This window comes from Hansschlegelia sp. KR7-227, from assembly GCF_049446035.1.
Taxonomy (GTDB): Bacteria; Pseudomonadota; Alphaproteobacteria; order Rhizobiales; family Methylopilaceae; genus Methylopila.
On the sequence record NZ_JBMSEA010000001.1, the window covers coordinates 737,517 to 753,786 of the forward strand.

Consider the following 16,270-nt stretch of genomic DNA (forward strand, 5'->3'; position numbering starts at 1 on the left):
GGGGCCATCCGGCCCTGAAGAGGCGCGCGCGGCCGAGGGACGGTCATTGTTGCCTCATGATGGCGCCACGTTCGGCGGCGCAGGAACGGTCGAGACTCCGACGCCGGCGCCAGCCGCCGCGGCGAAGCCCGCGATCGACGTGCGCGCTGACGGAGAGACGCGGTCTCGGCCCCCGGCGCCGCTCTACGCCGCGCTCGACCTCGGCACCAACAACTGCCGGCTCCTGATCGCGCGGCCGGAACGGGACGGCGGCTTCCGGGTGGTCGATTCCTTTTCGCGCATCGTGCGGCTGGGGGAGGGGCTCGCGCACACCGGCCGTCTGTCCGACGCCGCCGTGACGCGCGCGGTCGCGGCGCTCGGAGTGTGCCGCGACAAGATGCAGGGCCGGGGCGTGTTCCGCTCGCGGCTGATCGCGACCGAGGCCTGCCGCCAGGCCGAGAACGGCGACGACTTCCTGGTCCGCGTGAAACGCGAGACAGGGCTTGAACTCGAGATCATCGACCGTGCGACGGAGGCGCGGCTCGCGGCAGCCGGCTGCGCCTCGCTCGCCGACCCCGAGGCCGGCGGGGTGATCCTGTTCGACATCGGCGGCGGCTCGTCGGAGGTCGTGTGGCTCGAGCGCAAGCGGGGCGGCGGCCCGGGCGCGCTGCAGATGCGCGCCTGGGTCTCTCTGCCCGTCGGAGTGGTGACGCTGGCCGAGCGCCATGGCGGAGTGAAGGTCACCACCGAAGTGTTCGAGGAGATGGTCGCCGAGGTCGAGCGCATGCTCGAGGCCTTCCCCGAACGGGAGACGCTGAGCGCCTCGCTGAGCGACATCCATCTGCTCGGGACCTCCGGCACCGTCACCACCATCGCGGGGGTCCATCTCGGCCTGCCGCGCTACGAGCGGCGCCTGGTCGACGGGCAGTGGATGGCCTCCACGGACGTGACGCGGGTGGTCGAATCCTTGCGAGAGATGTCCTACGACCAGCGCTGCCAGAACCCGTGCATTGGGCCGGACAGAGCGGATCTCGTCCTCGCCGGCTGCGCCGTGCTGGAGGCGATCCGCCGGACGTTTCCGGTCGCGCGGCTTCGCGTCGCCGATCGCGGCCTTCGCGAGGGCATGCTCGTCGAGCTCATGCGAGCCGACGGCGTGTGGCGCCGGCGCGGGCCCCGCCGGCGCGGGCGGCGCTGATGAGCGGCCGAGGCGGCGGAGCCGCCGGTTCCGGCAAGGGCGGATCACGAAGCGGCGGCGGAGGCGGCGGCGGAGCGCGCAGCCTTGGCGTCCGCGTCCACACCGCCCGCAAGCGCAGCCACGCCTCCACGCTCTGGCTCAATCGCCAGCTCAACGACCCTTACGTGCAGGCGGCCAAGCGCGAGGGCTACCGGTCGCGCGCGGCGTTCAAGCTGATCGAGATCGATCAGAAGCATAAGCTGCTGAAGCCCGGCCAAAAGATCGTGGATCTCGGAGCTGCGCCCGGCGGCTGGAGCCAGATCGCCGCCCAGCGTACGGGCGCGAGCGAGGGAAAGTCCGACCCGGTCGTCGCGATCGATCTTCTCCAGATGGAGCCGCTGCCAGGGGTCGACTTCCTGGTGCTCGACTTTCTCGACGACGCCGCCCCGGCGATCCTGAAGGAACGGCTTGGCGGCAAAGCCGATCTCGTGCTCTCCGACATGGCGGCGAACACGGTCGGCCATCAGCGAACGGATCACCTGCGCATCATCGCGATGGTGGAAGCCGCGGCGGCGTTCGCGGCCGAGGTGCTAGCGCCGGGCGGCGCGTTCCTCGCGAAGGTCTTTCAAGGCGGCACGGAGACGGAGCTGCTCGCCGCTCTGAAGCGGGACTTCTCGAAGGTCCTGCACGTGAAGCCGCCGTCCAGCCGCAAGGACTCGTCCGAACTCTATGTCTTGGCGACAGGGTTTCGCGGTGGCGAGGCCGCGAGATGAGGCGTTCGCCGAAAAAGTGAGCACACGCTAAATTCAACCTTGGCGTGCTGACGTTCCCCCTGTACATCTGCCTGCCGTTGGGCGGACGGACCGATGGCGGAGCATCTTCGCATAACCCGCGGCGAGCGCGGACCTGGCTGGACGCGGATCGGCCCGGACGAATGGCGCCGCGCGGTCGAATCGTTTCCCGACATGCGCGTGCTGAACCCGGCCGGACGAGCGACATGGGATCGCGGATCGCTCAAGCGCGCCAAGCTGTTCGAACTCGCGGACGGCGAGGTCGTGGTCTCGCTTCCGAGCGAACAGACCGTCCGCCGCATGATCGCGCTGGCCGATCGCCTCGGCGTCCAAGTCGTCGGGCCTCGAGGCGAGGCTTATCGGGTGCGCAACAACGTCGTGGTCGCCGTTTCGGCGGAAGGCGTGATCACACCCTTCGTGCCCGCGGGCGAACGCTCCCGCTCCGCGGCGCCAAAGCCTTGGTGGCGGTTCTGGTGACCGAGACTTCGCCGCTTTACTTGATGGTCGCACAGGCGATGCGGGCGCCAGCCTTGCCGATCGGCTGGGACATGTGATCGTCCTTGTCGGCATGGATGATCAGCGCGCTGCCGTTGGCGTCCTTCAATTCGTCGAGCTTGATCAGGCCGGTGTAGAGGCCGGCCTGGGCCGAGCCGTCGCCCAGGACGATGAGGTTCGGGAGGTCGCCGGGTTCGGGCCCGTTCGGATTGAGCAGGCCGTGCTTGCCTTCGGCGTGGCCGGCATGCGAGCCGGATTTCTTGTATTCGCCGACGTCGGAGCAGTCGGCGACGTCATGGAAATGAAGTCCGTGCTTGCCCGCGGGCAGGCTGCCGGGCGCGATCTCGATGTCGAGCAGCGTCCCCTTGGGCGCGCCCGTGAGCGTGATTTCGCCGATTTTCTTGCCGTCCTTGCCGAGAACCTCGTAAGTGTCCGCCGCCTTGGCGGCGGCCGTCGAAAGGGCGAGCGCCACGCAGGCGCCGGCGAGCGAAAGCTTCATGATGGATCTCCTTCACGACGGGCGAACGGAAGCCCCCGGACGTCAGTCCAATGACTTGACGCGGCGATGGTTCCAGTCGGGGTCCGCGCGCACGGTCCCAACCGAGTGAACGCATCCGCGCCGCTCGACCCGTCGCCGGCGGCTGCGCCGCATCCTCGCTTCGAGGCGACCCTCGGCGGAACCGCCATGTGCGCGGGGAAGGGCCTTCACACCGGACGGAGATCGTCGGCGCGCATCCTACCGGCCCCGGCCGGACATGGCGTCGTGTTTCGCCGCATTGTGGCGGGCGTCGCTCACGAGATACCGGCGCTCTGGACGAACCGGCGGTCACGCCCGCTCTGCACGGCCCTCCAGGTCGGCGACGGGCCGCTGGTCCGAACGGTCGAACACCTGCTCGCCGCGCTTGCCGCCGAGCGGATCGACAACGCCTTGGTCGAGCTCGACGCAGAGGAGTTGCCCATTCTCGACGGCAGCGCCGAGCCGTGGCGCGCGGCGATCGCCGCGGTTGGTCGCGTCGAGCTCGACCGTCCGCGCGCCTATCTGCGTGTGCTCAAGCGCGTCGACTACGTGTCCGGCCCGCACAACCAGCGGATCGAGCCCGCGCCGAGCTTTCAGATCTCGACGGTGATCACCCTGTCGCACTTCGGACGTTTGCGTTGGGAGGGCGCGGTCACGCCCGAAACCTTCGCGCGCGAGCTCGCGGCTTCCCGCAGCTTCGGCCGGTTCAAATGGGCGTTTCCGTCAAAGCTGATCAATCTGTTCCGTCGGGAGCCGGTGCTGCGTGGGGCGGATCTGAAGAACACCGCGGCGCTGTGGGGGAAGACCGCGATCGGAGGACTGCGCTTTCCGGACGAGCCTGTTCGCCACCGCGCGCTTGACCTGATCGGAGACCTGTCTCTTGCCGGCGCGCCTCTGATCGGCCGCGTTTTCGCGGCGCGGCCGGGCCATGAGCACAATTTCGGCCTGCTCGCCGCACTGATGGCGGATCACTCGGCCTGGGAGCTCGTCGTCTTCGACGTGGACGGCGCAGCGCGGCGCGTCGAAGCCGCCTAACGTCAACCGCGCTCCCGCGCCGCCGTGACAGGGTCGGGCCGCGGCTCCGAATGGCCGGACACCTCCTCGCCCGCGTTCGGCGCGAGCCGGGCGAAAATGAACACGGACGCGGCCGACACCAGCCCGATCAGCAGGAATGCCGGCGGAAAATCGCCGGTCTCCAGCTGCGTCCCGCCGCGCCCGGCCAGGATCGCTTCGAGCCCGAGCGCGGCGAGACTGACCCCGATCGATAGCGACAGCTGCTGCGCCACGCTTGCAAGGCTCGTCGCCCGGCTCATCCGCGCGGAGTCGATGTCGGCATAGCCCAGCGCATTGATCGCGGTGAACTGCAGCGAACGGAAGAAGCCCCCGACCAGCAGAGCGCCAAGCATGATGAGCGTCGGCGTCGTCGCGGTGAAGAGCGCGGGCGCGGTCATGAAGGCCGCGGCGATCAGGGCGTTGGTCGTCATGACGGCGCGGAATCCGAAACGCCTGAGGATCGGCTGGGCCGTGAACTTCATGACGAGCGCGCCGAGAGCCGAGGCGAAGGTCAGCATGCCGGACTGGAAGGCCGTCAGTCCGAAGCCGAGCTGCAGCATCAACGGCAGCAGGAACGGGGCGGCCCCGATGCCGACGCGGAACAGCGAGCCGCCCAGGATCGCGGCGCGAAAGGTAGGGATCGCGAACAGGCCGAGATCAAGGATCGGATGCTCGGCCCGCCGCGCATGGAGCGCGTACAGGGCGAGAAGCCCGACGCCGACGGCGAGCAGCGCGCCGGCCGCGAGATGCGGAATGGCGTCGAGGCCGAGCGCGGTCGATCCGGACACCAACGCCGAGAGGCCGAGCCCCGACAGGATGAAGCCGCGCGTGTCGAAGGGGGGCGACTCCTCCGCCCGCACGTCGGGAATGAACAGGGTCGCCAGCACGAATCCGAGCGCCGCGATCGGCAGATTGATCCAGAAGATCCAGCGCCACGAGAAGTAGGTTGTGATGAAGCCGCCGACCGGCGGCCCGAGCACCGGCCCGATCAAAGCCGGGATCGTCAGCCAGGCCAGGGAGCCCACGAGCTCGGATTTCGGCACCGTCCGCAGGATCACCAGCCGGCCGACCGGCACCATCATCGCGCCGCCGACGCCCTGAACGATTCGGGACGCGACGATCTCCGGCATCGAGGAGGACAGGCCCGCAAGCGCCGATCCCAGCGCGAACACCGCGATCGCGGATCGGAACACAAGCCGCGCGCCCAAGCGGTCGGCGAGCCAGCCGGACACGGGGATGAAGACGGCGAGGCTGAGCAGATAGGAGGTCAGCGCCAGCTTGAGGTCGATCGGGTTCTCGTTGAGCTCGCGCGCGATCGCCGGCAGCGAGGTCGCAAGCACCGTGCTGTCCAAGTTCTCCATGAACAGCGCGCAGGCGACGATCAGCGGGACCAGGATGCGATTGGGGATCGCTGTGCGGGGGAAACGGGACATGGGCTGAGCGGCATATAGCGCTGTGCGCGGCGTTGCGCGACATGGCCGCCATGCGTTCGCATCGGCGTCATTTGCGCCGCGGCCGAGGCGTGCTATGCGTCCGCGCCAACTTTCCCATCCCGCGATCCGGCCTTTCGCCGACGCATCCAGGGGCCGGACGCCGTTCGAGGCGGCGCCGGGCGCTCTCGCGCACATCCCCAAGCCAGGAGGTTCGGCATGGCCAGGATCGACGACATTCTGGTGCGCGAGGCGCTCACCTTCGACGACGTGCTTCTGCGCCCGGGTCTCTCCACGGTCATGCCCGGCGAGGCCGACCTGCGGTCGAGGGTCACCCGCACCATCTCCCTCAACATTCCGATCCTGTCCTCGGCGATGGACACCGTCACCGAGTCCCGTCTGGCGATCGCCATGGCGCAGGCCGGCGGCATCGGCGTCATCCACCGCAATCTGACGCCGGAGGAGCAGGCCGCCGAAGTTCGGCAAGTCAAGAAGTTCGAGAGCGGCATGGTCGTGAACCCCGTCACGATCGCGCCCGGCGCGACGCTCGCCGAGGCCTTCGAGCTCATGAAGCGCTACGGCATCTCCGGCATTCCCGTGGTCGAGGGCGGCGAGAACGGCCGAACCGGCAAGCTCGTCGGCATCCTGACCAATCGCGACGTGCGCTTCGCCACCAATCCGAACCAGCCGGTCTCCGAGCTGATGACCAAGGAGAATCTGATCACGGTGCATGAGGGCGTCGGCCAGGACGAGGCCAAGCGCCTGCTGCATCACCATCGGATCGAGAAGCTTCTGGTGGTCGACGAGGCCTATCGCTGCGTCGGCCTGATCACGGTGAAGGACATCGAGAAGGCGGTCGCCAATCCCAACGCCAACAAGGACGCGCAGGGGCGCCTGAGGGTCGCGGCGGCGACGACCGTCGGCGACAAGGGCTTCGGCCGTTCGGAGGCGCTGATCGACGCGGGCTGCGACCTTGTCGTGGTCGACACCGCGCATGGCCATTCCCAGCAGGTGCTCGACGTGGTCAGCCGCATCAAGCGGCTATCGAACGAGGTGCAGGTCGTCGCCGGCAACGTCGCGACCGGCGAGGCCACCCGCGCGCTGATCGACGCGGGCGCCGACGCGATCAAGGTCGGCATCGGGCCGGGCTCGATCTGCACGACCCGGATCGTCGCCGGCGTCGGCGTGCCCCAGCTCACCGCGATCATGGAGTCGGTGGAGGTGGCGCGCTTGGCCGACGTGCCGGTCATCGCGGACGGCGGCATCAAGTTCTCCGGCGACCTCGCCAAGGCGATCGCCGCCGGCGCGGACGCCGCGATGGTCGGCTCGCTGCTCGCCGGCACCGACGAAAGCCCGGGCGACGTCTATCTCTACCAGGGCCGCTCCTACAAATCGTATCGCGGCATGGGTTCGGTGGGCGCGATGAGCCAGGGCTCCGCGGACCGCTACTTCCAGCAGGACGTGGGCGACCGTCTGAAGCTCGTGCCGGAAGGCATCGAGGGGCAGGTGCCCTACAAGGGGCCCGTGGGCGCGGTGGTGCATCAGCTCGCCGGCGGCCTGCGCGCCGCGATGGGTTATGTCGGCGCAGCCACCATCCAGGAGCTCCACGAGAAGGCGCAGTTCGTCCGCATCTCGGGCGCCTCTCTCAGGGAGAGCCACGTCCACGACGTGACGATCACCCGCGAGAGCCCGAACTATCCGAGCATGGTATGAGCGCGAGGCGCGGCGGCGCCTCCAAGCGCAGAGGGGCGAGTTAGCCTATGTCCGTCCAAGCGGTTCTCGCCCCGGTCTTTGCGCTTGTTCTGCTGGCCTTCGTCCTGCTGTTCTGGATGGGCCGGGTTCGCCTGACCGCGGTGCGCGCCGGAGAGGTCAAGACGAGCCGGGCGTCGCCGCGGACCTTCGAGTGGCCAGGCCGGACGCAGCAGGTCTCGGACTGCTTCCACAATCAGCTCGAACTCCCTCCGCTGTTCTACGCGCTGGTCCCGCTCGCGATGCTGACCCACAAGGCCGACCTGCTGTTCGTCGTCCTGGCGTGGATCTTCGTCGCGACGCGCTGGGCGCACGCGTTCGAGCACACCCACGCCAACCGGATCAGGCTGCGCCACCCGCTGTTCGCGGCCGGGGTCGTGGTTCTGGCGGCGATGTGGGCGATCTTCGCGCTGCGCGTGCTCGCGAGCCTCTGACGGCCCATCGCGACGTGCATTCCAAAGTAAGTAATCGAATGACAATGCAATAGTAATAAGTACATCCACGTATATGACGGAAACGTGACCTATTTCTATTGCGGTTTTATTGCCGCTCGATAATGGTCCGCCCCGTGGTGCGCATAGCATGGGGGACAGCATGCCGATTCCGACGACGCCGATCGCTTTGACCAGGCCGGCCTCGGGCCAGAGCTACACGTTCTTCGAAGCGATCGGAACGAAGACGGGGTTCATCGCGGGCTGGAACAAGGTCGCGGGCTTCAACACCGAGGTTCAATATCAGCGGTTCTCGGCCAATGGCGCGCCGATCGGCAAGGCGGTCACGGTCGAAGGGCCGGGCTTCCTCGAGGGGTTGCCGGAGTTCGTCGAGCTCGGCGGCGACAAATACGGGATGGTCTGGAAGACCGCCAATCCGATCACGCTCGAGAGCACGGTGATCGACGCGGCCACGGGCAAGTCCAGCCCTTCGACGGTGATCACCGACAAGTTCCCGGCGAGCTTCATCCACGACCTCGCGCCGCTTCCCGGCGGTAAGGTCGCGCTGGTGACGCGGAGCGCCGCCACCGGCGGCGAAGACACCACGCTGTTCATCCTCGACAAGTCGATGAAGCCGGTGGGCAAGCCGGTCGTCATCGAGGACGACGTCGCCGGGCCGTTCGGCGCCGCGACCTACGAGCAGACGGTCGTGAGCAACGGCAAGGGCGGCGTCGCGATCTTTCGCGCCGCGGACAGCCAATTGAAGGCGGTAAATTTCGACGCGAACGGCAAGGCCGGCGCGACGTTCAAGATCAACAGCGTCGAGATGCGCAGCCTGGACCTGTTCTCCTTGGCCCGCTTCAGCGTGAAGGCGGAAGAGCTCGACACCGGCGGCTACGTCGTCACCTGGACGACGTTGGATAAGGGTCAGAACATCAATTTCGATGTTCACGCCCGCGTCTACGGCGAGAACGGCGCCGCCCTCAGCAAGGAGTTCTCGGTCAACACCGATCTCGGTGGCAACCAGACTGCGCCGGAGGTCCTGTCCTTCGAGAAATGCTTCGCGATCGCCTGGAGCGAAGAGTTCTCGCCGCTGGCGCCGTTCCGCGAGACCCAGTCCATCCGCTTTTTCGACAAGAAGGGCGTTGCGATCTCCGACGACATCGTCACCGAGTATTTCGGAAGCGACGGAGCGGGCCTGGCTTCGCCCAGCGACGACACCGAGTACGCGCGCCTGCCCGACGGATCTTACGTCAAGATCTTTACGGCGAACGGTCTGGTCTACGCCGACGGCGTCCCGGCGCCGAAGGTGGGGACGGCCAGGTCGGAGCAGATCGCCGGCAAGAACCCCGGGGAGATCATCCTCGGCGCCGGCGGCAACGACACGCTGAATGGCGGGGCGGGCGCCGACACGCTCGACGGCGGAGCGGGCGTCGACCGGCTGATCGGCGGCGAGGGCGCCGACATGCTGATCGGCGCCGCCGGAAACGACGTGCTCTATGGCGGCGGTAAGGGCGACGTGTTCGTGTTCCGGCCCAAGGGCGGCGCCGACAAGGTCATGGACTTCGACCGTCTCGATCGGCTCGACGTCTCCGCCTTCCATTATGACGACGCGGAGGACGCCTTGGCGGACGCGCGGCAGGTCGGCGCCGACGTCCAGATCCGTCTGTTCGACGACGACGGCGGAGGCTCCGCGGTGGTGACGCTGGTGGGTCGCAAGCTGGCCTTCCTGGGCGTCGACGACTTCATCGTCTGAGGCCGCGCCGCCGCTTCGGGCGGCGCGGCCTTGTCATGGCGTCCCCGGTCGTGTTCCTGCGCAAGCTTCAAGCTTCCGGAGCGCGACCCCGACCCATGACCCCCGCCGCCCACGCGCTCGCCGCGATCGAGGTTCTCTCGGAGCTCGAGGCGCGCCGCCGCCCGGCCTCCCAAGCGTTGAAAGAATGGGGCGCCGCGAACCGCTTCGCCGGCTCCGGCGATCGCGCGCGAATCGCGAGCCTGATCTACGACGCCCTGCGTGCGCGGTCGTCGATCGCGTGGCGCATGGGCTCCGACACGCCGCGCGCGCTGATCTTGGGCGCGCTGGCCTTCGGCCGCGGCCAAGCCGTCGGCGCGATCGCGCAGGCCTTCTCCGAAGGCCGCCACGCGCCGCCCCCGCTCGACGACGCCGAACGGGCGGCGATCGTCTCGGGTTCGCTCGACGGCGCGCCCGACCATGTCCGCGGCGACTATCCCGAATGGCTCGACGCCTCGCTCGCTCGAACCTTCGGCGAGGATCGCGCGGGGGAGGGGGCGGCGCTCGCGCATCGAGCGCCACTTGACCTGCGGGTCAACACGCTGAAGGGCGACCGCGACAAGGCGTTGCGCGAACTGGATCATCTCCGACCAGAGCCGACCCCCCTGTCGCCGATCGGCCTGCGCGTGCCGCTGACCGACGACGGCCGAGGCCCGCCGGTGCAGGCGGAGCCGGCCCATCTCAAGGGTCTCGTTGAGGTGCAGGACGAGGGCTCCCAGCTCGCCGCCCTGATCGCGGCCGCGGCGCCTGGCGAGCAGGTCGTGGACCTCTGCGCCGGCGCGGGCGGTAAGACGCTGGCGCTCGCCGCGCAGATGGCGGGCCGCGGCCAGCTCTACGCGCACGATTCGGACCTGCGGCGCCTTGCGCCGCTGACCGACCGTGCGACACGGGCCGACGTCCGCAACCTGCAGATTCGCTCGCCGCGGGGCGGCGCCGACGTGCTCGCCGACCTGGAGGGCAAGGCCGATCTCGTTCTGGTCGACGCGCCCTGCACCGGCGTCGGCACGTGGCGCCGCAACCCGGACGCCAAATGGCGGATGCGGCCGAACGCGCTGCAGATGCGCATGGGGGAGCAGGACGCGGCCCTCGACGACGCCGCCCGACTGACCCGATCGGGAGGACGGCTCGTCTACGTCACCTGCTCGCTGCTGACGGAGGAGAACGAGGACCGCGTCGCCGACTTTCTCGCGCGCCGTCCCGACTTCGCCGCGACGCCGCCCGCGGAGGCGGCGGTCGGAGCTGGACTCCCCGCCCTCGCGCGCTTCGCGAATAGCGCGGGCGACGCGCTGCTGTTCAGCCCGCGGCGCTCCGGCACGGACGGCTTTTTCGTCGCCGTGCTGACGCGGGGTTGACCGGAGGCGGGGCTAAGCCATTTCGAAAGATCGAGGGCGCCAGGAGTCGGTCCAGACAATGCGTACGATCAGCGGTTTTCTGCAGCTTCTCGGCCTTCTGGTCATCCTCGTCGCGGGATACTGGACGTGGTACGCGACCTGGGGCTCGAACCCGAACGACAAGGTCGGCGTGGCCCTCACGCCGTGGATCCCCGGTCCGATGCGGGACTGGGGTTGCGGCAAGCTCAACCAAAGGTTCCCTCAGGCCGCGCCCACGGCCTGCAGCCCTGTCGCGGGATCCGTCACCCCGCCGACGACGGCGCCGGAGCCCGCCCGCCCCGACGGCGGCGGCTCGCTCTGACCCCGATTGATGGGCGGTCGGGCGCCTCCGACTGAGCCGGGCGTGAAGTCGCGTTTCGCTTGAAGGCGACACGGGTCTTCGTCATGCGCTGATTTCGGTCTTGCGCCGACCTGCGTAAGCGGCCACACGGTCGCGGGACGATGACGAGCGTTCCATGACCTATCGGCCCGAGATCGACGGCCTGCGCGCGGTGGCCGTGCTGGCCGTGCTGCTGTTCCACGCCGGGGGGATTCTCCCGGGCGGATACGCCGGGGTGGACGTGTTCTTCGTCATCTCCGGCTATGTCATCACTGGCGTGCTGTCCGCCGAGCTCGCTCGGGGCGGGTTCACCCTCGCAGGCTTCTACGAGCGCCGGGTCCGACGCATCGCGCCGGCGCTGCTCGCGACCATCGGGATCACGGCGGCCGTCGCCCCCTTCGTCCTGCTGCCTCCCGATCTCGACGCCTTCGGCGAGAGCGCGGTCGCAGCGGCGCTGATGGTCGCGAATGTTCACTTCTGGCTCGAGGCCGGCTATTTCGACACGGAGTCGCTGACCAAGCCGCTGCTCCACACCTGGTCGCTCGGCATCGAGGAGCAGTTCTATCTCGTCTATCCTCTGCTGCTCGCCGCGCTGTGGCGGCGCGCGAGGCGTGCGGTCGTCCCCGTGCTCCTGGCGCTGTTCGTCATCTCGCTCGCCGCAAGCGTCTGGGCGGTCGCCGAGAAGCCGCAGGCGGCGTTCTTCCTCGCTCCGTTCCGCGTCTGGGAGCTGCTGCTCGGCGCGCTGATCGCGCTCAGGCCGCTGCCGCGCCTGCGCTTTGGGTCGCCGATGGCGGGGCTCGGGATCGCGATGATCGGCGCGGCCTACCTCCTCTACGACGACTCCGTCGGATTTCCCGGCCTTGCGGCTTTGCTGCCGACTGTGGGCGCGGCGCTCGTCATCGCCTGCGCCCGGGAAGGCACGCGGGCCGCGCAGATTCTGGGGGCTCCGCTGCTCGTCGCCGTAGGCAGGATCTCCTATTCCCTCTACCTCGTGCACTGGCCGCTGATCGCGCTGATCGAATACCGCGGCGGCGACCCGGTCCAGGGCTGGGAGTCGGTCGCCGTCATCGCGCTGTCGCTCGCGATCGCGGCGCTCTCCTACGTCTATGTCGAGCAACCCTTCCGGCGGCCCGCCCGCTTCGGCGCCTATTGGCGCGTGTTCGGCGCGGCGACGGCCGCCACGGCCGTCGCCTGCGCCGTCGGGGCGAGCTTCGACATGTCCGACGGCATGGCCGGCCAGATGCCGGCGAATGTGCGCGCGGCCTTCGCCGCAGGCAAGGACGTCTGGAAGGACGGCGACCGGTGCTTTGTGGACACCAAGGGGCGAAGCGGTCCGACGCCGGACGACATCCGCTCCGGACGGATGTGCCGCTTCGGAGCCGCGAGCGCGGCGGCGCGACCTGATTTCGTGATCTGGGGCGACAGCCATGCGGCGTCGATGGCGCCGGCGATCCTGACGTCGGCCGGCCGTCACGGCGCGTCGGGCGCGTTCGTGGGGGCGGGATCCTGTCCCCCGCTCCCGGGCTACGACACGCTCGACGTGCGCGATCGGACGGAGCGGCGCTGCCACGAGACCAACGCCGCGGCGCTCGACTATGTCGAAGCCCAGAGGCCGGCCTACGTCTTCCTCGTCGCGCGCTGGCCGAAATACGCGCTCGGTTCGGAATTCGGCAATGAGGGCTATTTCTTCGATCCGCGAAAGATCAAGCCTCCCGTCGCCGGGGAAGACGTCCGCCTGGAGGCGGCGCTCGACGCCACGCTGGCGAGGCTCCGGGCGGCCGGCGTCACGCCGGTGCTCGTCATGGACACGCCAGAGCCCGGCTATGACGTGCCTTACGCCACCGCGAGAGAGCTTCTGCAAAACGAGACGCCGAACCTTGCGCCGGCGCGTTCCGCGGTCGCCGCCAGGCAGGCGCGTCCCCTCGCGATCCTGACCGCCGTGGCCGGCCGCCATGGCGGCGAGGTGATCGACCCGACCCCGGCGTTCTGCGACGACGCGACGTGCCGGGTGGAGCGCGACGGGGTGCTGCTGTATTCCGACGAAGACCATATCAGCCTGACCGCCGCGACGGAGTTGAGCGGTCTCTACGACCCGCTGTTCGCGGAGCTTGCGCGTCGTCGCCCGGACGCCGCCAAAAGCTCCAGGCCGGCGGCGCCCTGAGGCGCCGGCGCCCCCGTCGAGATCGCCCATTACGGAAGCTGCGAACTCCCGTCATCTAAGTGTATGATCTGCTGCGCTTATTTTGATGTGCGCAACGCGGCGGGAGATTGGCCTTCGTCGCCGGAATCGTCTAACGTCCCGCGCGCGTTGAACGATAGAAAGTCCCAAGATCTTGGCCGATCCCACCGATCCGACGTCGGGCGAACCCTCCGACGTCCGCCTCGTCTCCATCGCCGACGAGATGCGTCGATCCTATCTCGATTACGCGATGAGCGTGATCGTCGCGCGGGCGCTGCCCGACGTGCGGGACGGGCTCAAGCCGGTTCACAGACGCATCCTGTTCTCAATGAACGAGAACGGCTACTTCCCGGATCGGCCGTACCGAAAATCCGCCCGCGTCGTCGGCGACGTCATCGGTAAATACCATCCTCACGGCGACCAATCGATCTACGACGCGCTCGTGCGCATGGCGCAGCTGTTCTCGATGCGGCTGCCGCTCGCCGACGGCCAGGGGAACTTCGGCTCCGTCGACGGCGATCCGCCGGCGGCGATGCGGTACACGGAGATCCGGCTCGCGAAGCCCGCGATGTCGCTGCTGTCCGACATCGACGAGGACACGGTCGATTTCCAGGACAATTACGACGGCTCCGAGCGCGAGCCGAAGGTCCTTCCGGCCCAGTTTCCGAACCTGCTCGTCAATGGCGCCGGCGGCATCGCAGTCGGCATGGCGACCAACATCCCGCCGCACAATCTGGGCGAAGTCGTCGACGCCTGCGTGGCGCTGATCGAGACGCCCGAGCTCGACGTCGAGGCGCTGCTCGAGATCGTTCCCGGCCCGGATTTTCCGACCGCAGGCCGCATTCTCGGCCGCGGCGGCATCCGCTCGGCCTACACCACGGGCCGCGGCTCCATCGTGATGCGGGCGAAGGTCGAGACCGAAGAGATCCGCAAGGATCGCGAGGCGCTTATCGTCACCGAGCTGCCCTATCAGGTGAACAAGGCGACCCTGATCGAGCGGATCGCCGATCTCGTCCGCGAAAAGCGCGTCGAGGGCATCTCCGACCTGCGCGACGAGAGCGACCGCCAGGGCATGCGCATGGTGATCGAGCTCAAGCGCGACGCCGTCGCCGACGTCGTGCTGAACCAGCTGTTCCGCTTCTCGGCGCTGCAGACGACCTTCGGCGCCAACATGGTGGCGCTGACCGGCGGCCGGCCGGAACTGATGTCGCTGCGCGACATGCTCGTCGCCTTCATCGCCTTCCGCGAAGAGGTGGTCAGCCGTCGCACCAAGTTCCGTCTCAACAAGGCGCGCGATCGGGCGCATGTGTTGGTCGGCCTCGCCATTGCGGTCGCGAACATCGACGAGGTCATCCGCCTGATCCGCACCGCGCCCGACCCGGCGACGGCGCGCGAGCGCCTGATGGACCGGGACTGGCCGGCGCGCGACGTCGAGGCGCTGATCGTGCTGATCGACGACCCGCGTCACCGGCTGCAGGACGACGGCACCTATCGGCTGTCGATGGAGCAGGCCCGCGCGATCCTCGACCTTCGCCTGCAGCGCCTCACGGCGCTCGGTCGCGAAGAGATCGGGGAGGAGCTCGACAAGCTCGCGGCCGAGATCGCCGACTACCTCGAGATCCTGCGCTCCCGCGCCCGCGTTCAGGCGATCGTCCGCGAGGAGTTGCTCGCCGCCAAAGCCTCCTTCGCCACGCCGCGCCGGACGGAGATTCTGGAGTCTGAGGCGGACTTCGAGGATGAGGACCTCATCCAGCGCGAGGACATGGTCGTCACCTTCACCCATGGCGGCTACATCAAGCGGGTGCCGCTCGTGACCTACCGCTCGCAGAACCGCGGCGGCAAAGGCCGGTCGGGGATGGCGACCCGCGAGGAGGATTTCGTCAGCCGGCTGTTCGTGGCGAACACCCACACGCCGGTGCTGTTCTTCTCCTCGCTCGGCCAAGTCTACAAGTTGAAGGTCTGGAAGCTGCCGCTCTCCGCCCCGCAGGCGCGCGGCAAGGCTCTGATCAATCTGCTGCCGCTCGATCCGGGCGAGCGCATCACCACGATCATGCCGCTCACCGAGAACGAGGCGGACTGGGCGCGCTACGACGTGATGTTCGCCACCTCCGGCGGCACCGTGCGGCGGAACAAGCTCTCCGACTTCGTCAACGTGAACCGCTCCGGCAAGATCGCGATGAAGCTCGATGAGGGCGAGGCGATCGTCGACGTCCAGATCTGCTCGGAGGACGACGACGTCCTGCTCACCACCCGCCTCGGCCAGTGCATCCGCTTCGCCGCGACCGACGTGCGCGTCTTCAAGGGCCGCGACAGCGTAGGCGTCCGGGGCATCACGCTCGCGCCCGGGGACAACGTCATCTCGCTGTCGATCCTGCGGCATTTCGAGGCGACGCCGGACGAACGCGTCGCCTATCTCAAGCGTGCGAACGCGGTCCGGCGCGGGCAGGGCGAAAGCGTCGCCGACGACGCCGGGTCGGAGGCGGAAGGCGAGATCGAAGCCGGCGGGGCGGACATCGAGCTCGGCGGCGAGCGCTACGCCGCGATGAGCGAGGCGGAGCAGCTTATCCTGACCGTTTCGGAGAACGGCTACGGCAAGCGCTCGTCGTCCTTCGAGTACCGGGTCACGGGCCGCGGCGGCAAGGGCATCGTGGCGATGGTCACGAATGACCGCAACGGATCGCTCGTCGCCTCCTTCCCCGTGCAGCATTCCGACCAGATCATGCTCGTCACCAACGCCGGGCAGACCATCCGGTGTCCCGTCGACGGCATCCGGCTCGCCGGGCGCTCGACGCAAGGCGTGATCGTGTTCTCGACCGGCGACGGCGAGCGCGTGGTCTCGGTGGAGCATATCGAGGAAGAGGCCGGCGCGGAGGGCGACGTCGACGACGTCTGAGCCTGGGCGAAGCCTTCGGGACGCGACGCGAGCTTCGTTAACGCTAATTTCCTGTCCTGATTGCGTGTGCGCCCGGT

At 68.7% G+C, this 16,270-nt stretch carries 13 protein-coding genes; 11 read left to right on the forward strand and 2 right to left on the reverse strand.

The window, feature by feature from the left end:
* Window positions 1-49 precede the first annotated feature (49 nt).
* The 3 genes from ACO2RJ_RS03490 (at window position 50) to ACO2RJ_RS03500 (ending at window position 2,421) form a co-directional block, all read left to right on the forward strand.
* Window positions 50-1,174: a Ppx/GppA phosphatase family protein gene (locus ACO2RJ_RS03490; RefSeq protein WP_423266613.1), complete on the forward strand. Its 1,125-nt coding sequence runs from the start codon at window positions 50-52 to the stop codon at window positions 1,172-1,174.
* Window positions 1,174-1,926: an RlmE family RNA methyltransferase gene (locus tag ACO2RJ_RS03495; RefSeq protein WP_423266614.1), complete on the forward strand. Its 753-nt coding sequence runs from the start codon at window positions 1,174-1,176 to the stop codon at window positions 1,924-1,926. Before ACO2RJ_RS03490 ends, ACO2RJ_RS03495 begins: the two co-directional genes overlap by 1 nt.
* 93 nt (window positions 1,927-2,019) lie before the next feature.
* On the forward strand, window positions 2,020-2,421 hold the full coding sequence (locus ACO2RJ_RS03500; protein WP_423266615.1) for a hypothetical protein: 402 nt from the start codon (window positions 2,020-2,022) through the stop codon (window positions 2,419-2,421).
* Between the two features lie 16 nt (window positions 2,422-2,437).
* On the opposite strand, the gene ACO2RJ_RS03505 is transcribed toward ACO2RJ_RS03500, so the two are convergent.
* Window positions 2,438-2,938 carry a superoxide dismutase family protein gene (locus ACO2RJ_RS03505; protein ID WP_423266616.1) on the reverse strand — a complete coding sequence of 167 codons (501 nt, stop codon included), beginning with the start codon at window positions 2,936-2,938 and terminating at the stop codon, window positions 2,438-2,440.
* A gap of 105 nt (window positions 2,939-3,043) precedes the next feature.
* Here ACO2RJ_RS03505 and ACO2RJ_RS03510 point away from each other — a divergent pair, with 105 nt between their 5' ends.
* Complete coding sequence (locus ACO2RJ_RS03510; protein ID WP_423266617.1) at window positions 3,044-3,991, forward strand: UDP-3-O-acyl-N-acetylglucosamine deacetylase; 948 nt, start codon at window positions 3,044-3,046, stop codon at window positions 3,989-3,991.
* A gap of 2 nt (window positions 3,992-3,993) precedes the next feature.
* On the opposite strand, the gene ACO2RJ_RS03515 is transcribed toward ACO2RJ_RS03510, so the two are convergent.
* A complete protein-coding gene (locus tag ACO2RJ_RS03515) occupies window positions 3,994-5,442 on the reverse strand; it encodes an MFS transporter (protein WP_423266618.1) in 1,449 nt (482 codons plus the stop codon).
* A 216-nt stretch (window positions 5,443-5,658) separates the two neighbouring features.
* On the opposite strand from ACO2RJ_RS03515, the gene guaB reads away from it, so the two are divergent.
* The 7 genes from guaB to gyrA all read left to right on the forward strand — a co-directional run bounded on the left by guaB (window position 5,659) and on the right by gyrA (window position 16,193).
* Window positions 5,659-7,152, forward strand: coding sequence for an IMP dehydrogenase (guaB, locus tag ACO2RJ_RS03520; protein ID WP_423266619.1), 1,494 nt, complete (start codon window positions 5,659-5,661; stop codon window positions 7,150-7,152).
* A gap of 47 nt (window positions 7,153-7,199) precedes the next feature.
* Complete coding sequence (locus ACO2RJ_RS03525; RefSeq protein WP_423266620.1) at window positions 7,200-7,622, forward strand: MAPEG family protein; 423 nt, start codon at window positions 7,200-7,202, stop codon at window positions 7,620-7,622.
* Window positions 7,623-7,782: 160 nt separating this feature from the next.
* Window positions 7,783-9,375 (forward strand): calcium-binding protein, encoded by a 1,593-nt coding sequence (locus ACO2RJ_RS03530; protein WP_423266621.1) that lies wholly within the window; start codon window positions 7,783-7,785, stop codon window positions 9,373-9,375.
* Between the two features lie 95 nt (window positions 9,376-9,470).
* A complete protein-coding gene (locus ACO2RJ_RS03535) occupies window positions 9,471-10,763 on the forward strand; it encodes an RsmB/NOP family class I SAM-dependent RNA methyltransferase (RefSeq protein ID WP_423266622.1) in 1,293 nt (430 codons plus the stop codon).
* Between the two features lie 58 nt (window positions 10,764-10,821).
* Window positions 10,822-11,103 carry a hypothetical protein gene (locus ACO2RJ_RS03540; RefSeq protein ID WP_423266623.1) on the forward strand — a complete coding sequence of 94 codons (282 nt, stop codon included), beginning with the start codon at window positions 10,822-10,824 and terminating at the stop codon, window positions 11,101-11,103.
* A gap of 154 nt (window positions 11,104-11,257) precedes the next feature.
* Window positions 11,258-13,282, forward strand: a complete 2,025-nt coding sequence (locus ACO2RJ_RS03545; RefSeq protein ID WP_423266624.1) for an acyltransferase family protein — start codon at window positions 11,258-11,260, stop codon at window positions 13,280-13,282.
* A gap of 172 nt (window positions 13,283-13,454) precedes the next feature.
* Window positions 13,455-16,193 (forward strand): DNA gyrase subunit A, encoded by a 2,739-nt coding sequence (gyrA, locus tag ACO2RJ_RS03550; protein WP_423266625.1) that lies wholly within the window; start codon window positions 13,455-13,457, stop codon window positions 16,191-16,193.
* The last annotated feature ends 77 nt before the right edge of the window (window positions 16,194-16,270 follow it).